We start from the raw sequence: 7028 nt of genomic DNA, 5'->3' as shown, positions 1-7028 counted from the left end.
CTGATAAATTGTTAAAGAGCGGTGCAATCAGCGCCTTAAGCTGCTGTTGCGAGGTGGCGTATATTACGCTTTCCTCCTTCAGAGTCAAACACTTTTTTCAGCGTTTTTCTCTGGCGGAAGTTCTTAGCGAAGCTTCCTGTCAACACCGCACTTCGTAAACCGTTGTGCCGTCTCGATGGATGCGCATTATAGGGAGTTGTTCGCAGCGCGCAACCGCTAAATTCAACAAAAACAACCGTTCGCTGCATTCCACAGCAAAACCCCGCCTTATACCCACTTACACACAGTGTTATCCACATTCATCTGCACAAATGAATTTAGGCGAGCATCGCGCAAACGTTTTCGCTACAATGCCCGGCGACGTCAAGGATGCCCCTTTTGGGGCGTTACATGAAGCAAGTACTCTCTTCTATATATAAGAGAAGCGCTAAGCTTGATGTAACGCTCTTATTTATGCGAAACAAAGCCAAGGGATAAAACCACCATGCAACAACGTCGTCCAGTACGCCGCGCTCTTCTCAGTGTTTCTGATAAAGCCGGTATCCTCGAATTTGCTCAGGCACTCTCCAGCCGTGGTGTTGAGCTGCTCTCCACAGGTGGTACTGCTCGCCTGCTGGCAGATGCGGGCCTGCCCGTCACCGAAGTCTCTGACTACACCGGTTTCCCGGAAATGATGGATGGACGCGTCAAAACGCTGCACCCGAAAGTGCATGGCGGTATTCTGGGCCGTCGCGGCACTGATGATGCGATCATGGCCGAGCACGCGATCAACCCTATCGATATGGTGGTGGTGAACCTTTATCCCTTCGCTCAAACCGTTGCCAAACCCGATTGCTCACTGGCAGACGCGGTAGAGAATATCGATATCGGTGGCCCAACCATGGTGCGCTCCGCTGCGAAGAACCACAAAGATGTGGCAATCGTGGTGAAGAGCAGCGACTACGAGGCCATCATCGCCGAGCTGGACGCCAACGAAAACTCCCTGACGCTGGACACCCGTTTCGATCTGGCGATCAAAGCCTTCGAACACACCGCAGCATACGACAGCATGATTGCCAACTACTTTGGCAGCCTGGTGCCGGCTTACCATAGCGACAGCAAAGAACCTGCCGGCCGCTTCCCACGCACGCTGAACCTCAACTTCATCAAGAAGCAGGATATGCGTTACGGCGAGAACAGCCATCAGGACGCTGCCTTCTATATAGAAGAGAATGTGGCAGAAGCTTCTGTTGCGACTGCACAGCAGGTACAGGGCAAAGCGCTCTCTTACAACAACATCGCGGATACCGATGCCGCGCTTGAGTGTGTGAAAGAGTTTGATGAAGCCGCTTGCGTGATCGTTAAGCATGCTAACCCGTGTGGTGTGGCAGTGGGCGGTTCGATTCTTGACGCCTATGAGCGCGCTTACAAAACTGATCCAACTTCTGCTTTTGGCGGCATCATCGCTTTCAACCGTGAATTGGATGAAGCCACTGCCCAGGCGATCATCAGCCGTCAGTTTGTCGAAGTGATCATTGCCCCTTCAGCCAGCGAAGCGGCACTTAAAGTTACCGCAGCAAAACAGAACGTTCGCGTGCTGGTTTGTGGACAGTGGCAGGGCCGTGTTGCTGCACTGGACTTCAAGCGTGTTAATGGCGGCCTGCTGGTTCAGGATCGCGATCTCGGTATGGTTGATGCCAGTCAGCTGCGAGTCGTGACTAAGCGCCAGCCAAGCGAGCAGGAACTGCGTGATGCGCTGTTCTGCTGGAAAGTAGCCAAGTTCGTGAAATCCAACGCCATTGTTTACGCACGTGACAATATGACTATCGGCATAGGCGCCGGACAGATGAGCCGCGTTTATTCTGCCAAAATTGCCGGTATCAAAGCAGGCGACGAAGGTTTAGAAGTTAAAGGTTCAGCCATGGCGTCTGATGCTTTCTTCCCGTTCCGCGATGGTATCGACGCAGCGGCTGCTGTAGGTATCAGCTGTGTGATTCAACCAGGTGGTTCTATCCGTGATGATGAAGTGATTGCCGCCGCTGATGAGCACGGTATTGCGATGATCTTCACCGACATGCGTCACTTCCGCCATTAATAGCCTGGAGCTGTATAGATGAAAATTTTAGTGATTGGTAATGGTGGACGTGAACACGCGTTGGCATGGAAAGCAGCACAGTCACCGCTGGCCGAAACGGTCTTTGTTGCACCGGGCAACGCGGGTACCGCACTGGAACCTGCACTGCAGAACGTGGCGATCAGCGCCACTGACGTTCCTGCACTGTTAGCCTTTGCTCAGAAAGAGAAGATCGATCTGACCATCGTAGGCCCAGAAGCGCCGCTGGTGATTGGCGTGGTCGATGCGTTCCGTGCAGCAGGTCTGAAAATCTTTGGCCCAACGCAGGCGGCTGCACAGCTGGAAGGATCAAAAGCTTTCACCAAAGATTTCCTGGCACGCCAGCAGATCCCTACCGCTGAATACCAGAACTTTACGGAAGTTGAGCCCGCGCTGGCTTACCTGCGTGAGAAAGGCGCACCGATCGTGATTAAAGCGGATGGTCTGGCAGCCGGTAAAGGGGTTATCGTCGCGATGGAACTGGCTGAAGCGGAAGCTGCAGTGCAGGACATGCTGGCAGGTAACGCTTTCGGCGATGCAGGCCATCGTATCGTCATTGAAGAGTTCCTCGACGGCGAAGAAGCCAGCTTTATCGTGATGGTGGATGGCGACAACGTGTTACCCATGGCCACCAGCCAGGATCATAAACGTGTAGGCGATGGTGATACCGGCCCGAATACCGGAGGCATGGGCGCTTACTCGCCAGCCCCGGTTGTCACCGATGAGATCCACCAGCGTGTGATGGACCAGATTATCTGGCCAACCGTTAACGGCATGAAAGCGGAAGGCAACACCTATACCGGCTTCCTATATGCCGGCCTGATGATCGATAAAGCCGGTCAGCCGAAAGTGATCGAGTTCAACTGCCGCTTTGGCGATCCAGAAACCCAGCCGATCATGCTGCGTCTGCAGTCAGATCTGGTTGAGCTGTGCCTGGCCGCAGTGGATGGCAAACTCGATAAGCAGACCTCGCAGTGGGATCCACGCCCATCGCTGGGTGTCGTGCTGGCGGCTGGCGGCTATCCCGCGGATTACAACACCGGTGATCAAATCCACGGTCTGCCGCTGGAAGAAGTGCCGGGCGGTAAAGTGTTCCACGCGGGCACCACGATGAAAGATGATGTGGTGGTGACCAACGGCGGACGCGTGCTGTGCGTCACTGCCCTGGGCGAAGATGTGGCTGCCGCGCAGAAGAATGCCTATGCACTGGCGAAACATATTTCCTGGGAAGGCAGCTTCTGCCGCAAGGATATTGGTTACCGCGCAATTAACCGCAAGTAATCATCAAGGGGCGCACTTAGCGCCCCTTGTTTTTTCCCAACTCAGAAATCACTCTCTTTCGGCTGCCAGCTACACTCATCCTCTGGCGTCGCCCGCAACAACTGCACGCCTTCAGGTGCCTCCAACCATGACACCATCAACGGCTGTGGCTGGTTTTGCTGCTGCTGAGATAGCGTGGCAATGATTCCGCTATCAAAGGGTGCATTCACCACTTTGCCATCACAATCGCGCACCTGCGTAGCGCCCAGCCAATGCCCCTGCTTCAGTAATACACGGCCACTCAGCAACGCATTACTTTGCTCCAGCATACGTTGCGCGTCGAAACGATAGAGCTCAACCGTATCACCACTTACCGCTTCACGACGGCCGGCCAGCTGACGCTGCATAAAATTAAGATTGCCCAGATGGTCAAAACGCAGCGTCACGTCATCGGGTTGCTCACCCGCCACAATGCGCTCAACGCTGATCAGGTGGTTCTGTTGCCAGTTGTAGTCAGTGGTTTCCATGGCATCGCCATTGAAAGGGGTATAAACAGTGCGAAGATGGACAGCCTGATGGTCACTGTTCTTGCGCCAGATGCGCACAGTGCCACGATCGGCCAGATAGCCACTTGCCGTAAAGGCAGGGAGATCAGAGGTGGAACTACAGCCCGCGAGCAGCGCACCGAGTAACAGGGCGCAGACGCGCTGAGTAATCGTGTTCAGCATGACAGGCCCCAATAACAAAAAGGGGCGTGTCGCCCCTCTTTTAAAGCTTAAACCGCGATGCGGAAAACTTACTTAACAGCGTCTTTCAGAGCTTTACCAGAGACGAACGCTGGCACGTTAGCTGCCGCGATTTTGATCTCTTTACCAGTCTGTGGGTTGCGACCGGTACGCTCAGCGCGGTGGTTCACTTTAAAAGTACCAAAACCAACCAGTTGTACAGCATCACCTTCTTTCAGAGACTCAGTGATCGCAGCCAGGGTAGATTCCAGCGCAGCTTTAGCCTGGGTTTTTGACAGGTCAGCTTTCTCTGCGATCACATCAATCAGTTGAGTCTTGTTCATAAGTTATCCTTAAAGTGTATTTATCGCTTGCTAAGCAACGAGTGCGAGGGAAAAGCCATATTCTGGCACTCTTCAACCTGCACGCAAAGATAGCCACAATTTTCAGCCCCCCAAATGTAGACCAGACAGGGGGCTGATGTGAAGCCTCCAGGCGCGGTAATTCAGGCCTGAAGTCACGTTTTATCGCCTTATTGCTGAAAAAGTATACCGATGTTACTGATTCCCGCTTCGCGCAGGTCAGAACGTAACCCCTTAATCAGCTCAAGGTCGCGTTCTTCGCAGTCTGCCAGCAGACGGAAAATCTCCCACTGCAGATCCCATTCATCAATCACCGCCTGATTTTCACGCAGCTCTTCATCGGTCATTTCACGACCGGCCTGCGTCATTTCAAGGATAGCGACGGTGGTAATCGAGGTGCGACTGACTTCGATTGCATGCTCCAGAGTTTCGCCGCTGAGTTGTGCATGCACAACTTCGCTCAACGCAACACAGGCATCGATCGCTGGGTGGACACCATAGATATCAAAATCATCGCCATTCGGAATCGCAGACTCCAGCTTCTCCAGTTGGCTATCGAAGTTAATTTTGGCGTCTTTGACCGTCAGGCTTTCCCAGACAAGGTCAAGGATGCGACGATAGAGTTGCGGATCGGCGAATTCAGTCTGCTGACAGAAAGCCCAATAATTGGGGAACATCCGCTCGCACAGACAGGCCATAAAGGTCATATGCTGCCAGCTTTCCAGCTTCGCCAGACGCAAATGGACGGGGTTCTGTAACATCAAACTTACTCTCAATAGGTTAGCTGGCGGCAGTGTACCGCAAAAGCCGCGCGCAAACAGCGTTAACGCGCATTTTGCCAACGCAGAAACGCAGGACGCCCCGAAGCAACCGCATCGGCCCAGCGTGTAGGCTCGGGCAAACGATAGCCCGCGGTACATTTCTCCACCCAATTCAGTGCGCTGTCCATACTGACACGATGCCCGGTTGAGACGAACAAAGGGTTGCAGCGCGCTTTACTGCGCCACACCCAACCAATTTGTTCGCCTTTATCCATCAGTGGCTGGCGGCTCCCCGGTTCAGCATCCAATTCGGTAAAACGCCCGCAGAGCCGTTTTTTTGCCACGCCAATGGTTGGAACATCCACCAGCGAGCCAAAATGCGCAGCCACGCCGAGGCGACGGGGATGGGCAATACCATGACCATCAACAAATAAAAGATCGGGTTGGTGTGTGAGCTGCTGCCAGGCTGCAAGCAGTGCGGGGACTTCGCGAAACGACAGGAAACCCGGGATGTAAGGCATGGTGGTCGCGAGGCGTGCTATACGGTGCTCCACGAGTTGCAATGAGGGATATTCTAATACCACCAGTGCCGCACGCGTGATGTCACCTTCCTGTTCAAAACCGACGTCCGCACCGGCGATAAAACGAGGCGGCAGGACGTCGAAATCATCCTGCCGCACCACGTTAGCAGCGCGTTGTAACTGTTCAGCCCGCAGCGCGGCTAAATCCATGCTTAACCCTGATGATAAGGGCGAGACAGACGATGTACGGCTTCGACGAATGCACCGGCGTGCTCTGGCGGCACATCCTGATGAATGCCATGACCCAGGTTGAAGACATGCCCTTCACCCGTGCCAAAGCCTTCAAGGATAGTGGCCACTTCCTGCTCGATACGTGCCGGAGGCGCATACAGCATGGAAGGATCCATGTTGCCCTGCAACGCAACTTTGTCACCCACGCGACGACGCGCATCGGCAATATCGGTGCTCCAGTCCAGTCCCAGCGCATCACATCCGGTCGCTGCGATAGCTTCCAGCCACTGACCACCACCTTTGGTGAACAGCGTAATCGGCACACGGCGACCTTCGTTCTCGTGCAACACGCTATCGACGATTTTGTGCATATAGTAGAGTGAAAACTCACGATAATCGCGGCCGGTCAGCACGCCGCCCCAGGTGTCGAAGACCATAATCGACTGTGCACCGGCTTTGATCTGGGCGTTCAGGTAATGGATGACACTGTCAGCCAGCTTATCCAGCAGCTTGTGCAGGGTTTGCGGCTCGGCATACATCATCTTTTTAATTTTGGTGAACGCTTTGCTGCTGCCGCCTTCAACCATGTAGGTTGCCAACGTCCACGGGCTGCCGGAGAAGCCAATCAAAGGCACTTCGCCTTTCAGGTTATGGCGAATGGTACGCACCGCATTCATCACATAACCCAGCTCATCTTCTGGATCCGGAATCGGCAGTTTGTCTACATCTGCACGGCAGGTAATAGGATTTGAGAAGCGCGGACCTTCGCCCGTTTCGAAATAGAGCCCCAGCCCCATCGCATCAGGAATCGTCAGGATATCGCTGAAGAGGATCGCGGCATCCAGCGCATAACGACGCAGCGGCTGCAGGGTGACTTCGCACGCCAGCTCCGCATTCTTACACAGCGACATAAAATCACCGGCTTCAGCACGCGTGGCTTTGTACTCCGGCAAATAACGCCCGGCTTGTCGCATCATCCATACAGGGGTGACATCCACCGGCTGACGTAACAGGGCACGCAGATAACGATCGTTCTTCAGTTCACTCATAATGGGCTCTCTCATGCTAAGGCCGCC

General features: G+C 54.2%; 7 protein-coding genes. 2 read left to right on the top strand and 5 right to left on the bottom strand.

Features of this window, described 5'->3' with window-relative positions:
• Positions 1 to 484 precede the first annotated feature (484 nt).
• Both purH and purD read left to right on the top strand, forming a co-directional pair.
• The gene (gene purH / locus WFP70_RS25515) at positions 485 to 2074 is read left to right on the top strand and encodes a bifunctional phosphoribosylaminoimidazolecarboxamide formyltransferase/IMP cyclohydrolase (RefSeq protein ID WP_034828924.1); all 1590 of its coding nucleotides are present in this window, start codon (positions 485 to 487) and stop codon (positions 2072 to 2074) included.
• Between the two features lie 18 nt (positions 2075 to 2092).
• Positions 2093 to 3373 carry a phosphoribosylamine--glycine ligase gene (gene purD / locus WFP70_RS25510; protein ID WP_337024791.1) on the top strand — a complete coding sequence of 427 codons (1281 nt, stop codon included), beginning with the start codon at positions 2093 to 2095 and terminating at the stop codon, positions 3371 to 3373.
• A gap of 41 nt (positions 3374 to 3414) precedes the next feature.
• Here purD and WFP70_RS25505 read toward each other — a convergent pair whose 3' ends face one another.
• The 5 genes from WFP70_RS25505 to hemE all read right to left on the bottom strand — a co-directional run bounded on the left by WFP70_RS25505 (position 3415) and on the right by hemE (position 7001).
• Entirely contained in the window at positions 3415 to 4080 is a 666-nt protein-coding gene (locus WFP70_RS25505) for a DUF1481 domain-containing protein (protein WP_337024792.1), read from the bottom strand.
• 68 nt (positions 4081 to 4148) lie between these two features.
• The gene (gene hupA, locus WFP70_RS25500) at positions 4149 to 4421 is read right to left on the bottom strand and encodes a nucleoid-associated protein HU-alpha (RefSeq protein WP_006121511.1); all 273 of its coding nucleotides are present in this window, start codon (positions 4419 to 4421) and stop codon (positions 4149 to 4151) included.
• A gap of 188 nt (positions 4422 to 4609) precedes the next feature.
• On the bottom strand, positions 4610 to 5200 hold the full coding sequence (locus tag WFP70_RS25495) for a YjaG family protein (RefSeq protein WP_034828920.1): 591 nt from the start codon (positions 5198 to 5200) through the stop codon (positions 4610 to 4612).
• A 62-nt stretch (positions 5201 to 5262) separates the two neighbouring features.
• A complete protein-coding gene (gene nfi / locus WFP70_RS25490; RefSeq protein ID WP_097119773.1) occupies positions 5263 to 5931 on the bottom strand; it encodes a deoxyribonuclease V in 669 nt (222 codons plus the stop codon).
• 2 nt (positions 5932 to 5933) lie between these two features.
• Positions 5934 to 7001, bottom strand: coding sequence for a uroporphyrinogen decarboxylase (hemE, locus tag WFP70_RS25485; RefSeq protein WP_097119774.1), 1068 nt, complete (start codon positions 6999 to 7001; stop codon positions 5934 to 5936).
• Positions 7002 to 7028: the final 27 nt, after the last annotated feature.

This window comes from Pantoea sp. USMM079 (assembly GCF_037153115.1).
Taxonomy (GTDB): Bacteria; Pseudomonadota; Gammaproteobacteria; order Enterobacterales; family Enterobacteriaceae; genus Pantoea; species Pantoea communis.
Note: the sequence above shows the minus strand (reverse complement) of the source record. Positions and strands in the feature narration are given on the sequence as shown.

Excerpts from the sequence above, each read along its gene's own strand:
- purH (WP_034828924.1), top strand. The coding sequence starts at position 485 with ATGCAACAACGTCGTCCAGTACGCCGCGCTCTTCTCAGTGTTTCTGAT.
- purD (WP_337024791.1), top strand. The coding sequence starts at position 2,093 with ATGAAAATTTTAGTGATTGGTAATGGTGGACGTGAACACGCGTTGGCA.
- WFP70_RS25505 (WP_337024792.1), bottom strand. The coding sequence starts at position 4,080 with ATGCTGAACACGATTACTCAGCGCGTCTGCGCCCTGTTACTCGGTGCG.
- hupA (WP_006121511.1), bottom strand. The coding sequence starts at position 4,421 with ATGAACAAGACTCAACTGATTGATGTGATCGCAGAGAAAGCTGACCTG.
- WFP70_RS25495 (WP_034828920.1), bottom strand. The coding sequence starts at position 5,200 with ATGTTACAGAACCCCGTCCATTTGCGTCTGGCGAAGCTGGAAAGCTGG.
- nfi (WP_097119773.1), bottom strand. The coding sequence starts at position 5,931 with ATGGATTTAGCCGCGCTGCGGGCTGAACAGTTACAACGCGCTGCTAAC.
- hemE (WP_097119774.1), bottom strand. The coding sequence starts at position 7,001 with ATGAGTGAACTGAAGAACGATCGTTATCTGCGTGCCCTGTTACGTCAG.